This window comes from Campylobacter sp. IFREMER_LSEM_CL2256 (assembly GCF_025771645.1).
Lineage (GTDB): Bacteria > Campylobacterota > Campylobacteria > Campylobacterales > Campylobacteraceae > Campylobacter_D.
Window position 1 is genome coordinate 1 of the sequence record NZ_JAKMQQ010000026.1, and the last position, 2,370, is coordinate 2,370.

General features: G+C 28.7%; 1 pseudogene. It reads right to left on the bottom strand.

Annotation, left to right across the window (positions count from 1 at the left end):
- A pseudogene (locus tag L8U00_RS07730) lies at window positions 1–2,263 on the bottom strand (YlbF family regulator); the annotation flags it as partial.
- Window positions 2,264–2,370: the final 107 nt, after the last annotated feature.

Sequence of the window (2,370 nt, forward strand, 5' to 3'; positions counted from 1 at the left end):
ATTCAGGTTTATCTACATCAGGATTTAAACTTAGCAAAAAAGGATTAAAATTAAAATTGTCATATCCTAATGTTTCGTTAATATATTTAGTATAAGTGGATTTTATATTATCATTGATATTCTTAGCATCAACATATGCATTGGAATAACTATTATAAGCATTAAGCCAATTATTAAAAGCTTGAGTGAATTTAGGATCGTTGTAGCTTAGCTTACCTTTATTGACTAAATCTAATAATCTATTAAATTCAGCTTGGGCTTTAAAATAGTCTTGCTCTTTGTCTTTAAAGATTTGCTCTAGCTCTTTGTATTTGTTATACTCAGCCATTAATTCATCCTTATTATCATTTAAATAGCTAAATAAAGCTTTATTGTTAGCTAGAGTTGTTTCACTTTGATTTTGTAAAGATATAAATAAATCTTTTGCTTCATTTGATATTCTATTTTTATCAAATGTTTCATTCTTAGTATAATAAGTCAGAAAATCTAAACTTTGCAAAATACCTCTAGCTTCATTTTCATCTTTTATATTAAAATATGTTTGAATAAAAGCTATTTTTTCACTTTCTGTGGTATTTAGATTAAATTTGCTATAAACTTCTAATAATTTTTCTAACATAGCAATATCTACCACATATCCTTTTTGAGTGATATCTTCTATGATTTGACCAATAACTTCTTTATTGAGGTCGTCTTCTTCTAAAGATACGTCAGAATGATTAGGTTTTTCTATAATGTTAGCTTTAGATAAAAAATCCTTATAAACACTTTCTTGATTATTATCATTATAAGTGTGGATTTGAATTTTATTGTTAGTATCACCCCAATAGCTTTGATCAGCCGTAGCATTAGCTAAATCGTTTTCATGATGATAGATGTGGATGTTGTTTAGATTAGTTCCCTTTGATGAACCAAAAAAAATACCAACTTGCTCACCTTCAATTTTTACACCTGAAGCAAAAAACATATAAATGTTTTTAAAGTTACTATCACCTATATCACCGACAAAACCACCAGATAAAACATCATTGCCAATACCTATAATATTTAATATGTTATTTAAATATATATTTGAAATGGATGAGTTGCTAATACCACCAGCAAATCCACCGACAAGAGTACTAGCACTAATATTTTTTATATTATCTAAGTAAATATTTGAAATAGAAGAAGAATGAATACCTGCAATAAAACCACTAGCAAAGGAAGAACCACCATAACCTGGTATAGCAAAACTTCTACTATTAATATTTCCAATATTATTTAAAAATATATTTGAAATAGACGAACCCCTAGAGTATCCCGATAAACCGGAAACAAAACTAGAATGTCCATGAGCAATACCACTGATATTCTTTATAGAGTCTAAAGAAATATTTGATAATTCCGAGTAATCAACAAAACCAATCATACCACCTATAAAAAGAACACTTCCGTCATATGTAACCGCTGTGATGTTTTCTATATTACCTAAGTATATATTAGATAACAATGCATCAGAAGCTAACCCTATGAATCCACCAATATAACCAGCATTAAGAGTATTAATACCTCTTTCATAATCAACATTAATATTTTTAAAAATTGCACCCTTAGAAGAAACTCCGAATATGCCTACATATTTAGGTTTATCTACGACTGCATCTACAGTTGTGTCTATATTAATATTTCTTAAAGTATAATCTTGTCCATCAAAAGTTTTTGTAAAAGCACTGGTAACTCCAACTATCATACTAGTACACCCTAATCCATCTATACAATAGTTTGCGTAGTTTTTACCTTCTTTACCACTAAAATCTATATCATCTACTAATCTAAACTCATCAATTTCTCTAATATTACCTAAACCTTCATTCCAACCTTTTGCAAAGTGCCACCACTCTATAGCATTATCTTTTTCATTTCCCATATTACCTATAGTTAAAGCTTTTTTGAAATTAGAATTTCCTTTATGATTTTGATAGTTTGTTATATTTATTTTATCTTTTATCTCACTGCCAAATTTATAGCCATCATTTGCAAAATTTATCATTTGTCTTTGAGTATAAATAGCATTGGCTGTTACATCTACTTTACCACTTGTAGAGTTAAATTTTGCCATATCCTTGTCTATATAAACTTCATTCCCTACTAAATGAATTTTATTAGCTGTATTACCGCTTGGATTTTTTAAAGCACCACCACTAACATTATCATTATGTTTGCCATTGATATGGCCACCATCTATACTTACCTTATTCCCTATAAGTAATATTATTAGCATTAACATTACCCATATTTACCACATTGCCTGCTTTTTGTGGCTTAAATACCGGAGAAAAAGAAGCGCCTTGTGCTTTAAATTCCTCAAAATGTTTTGCTTGTAAAGAC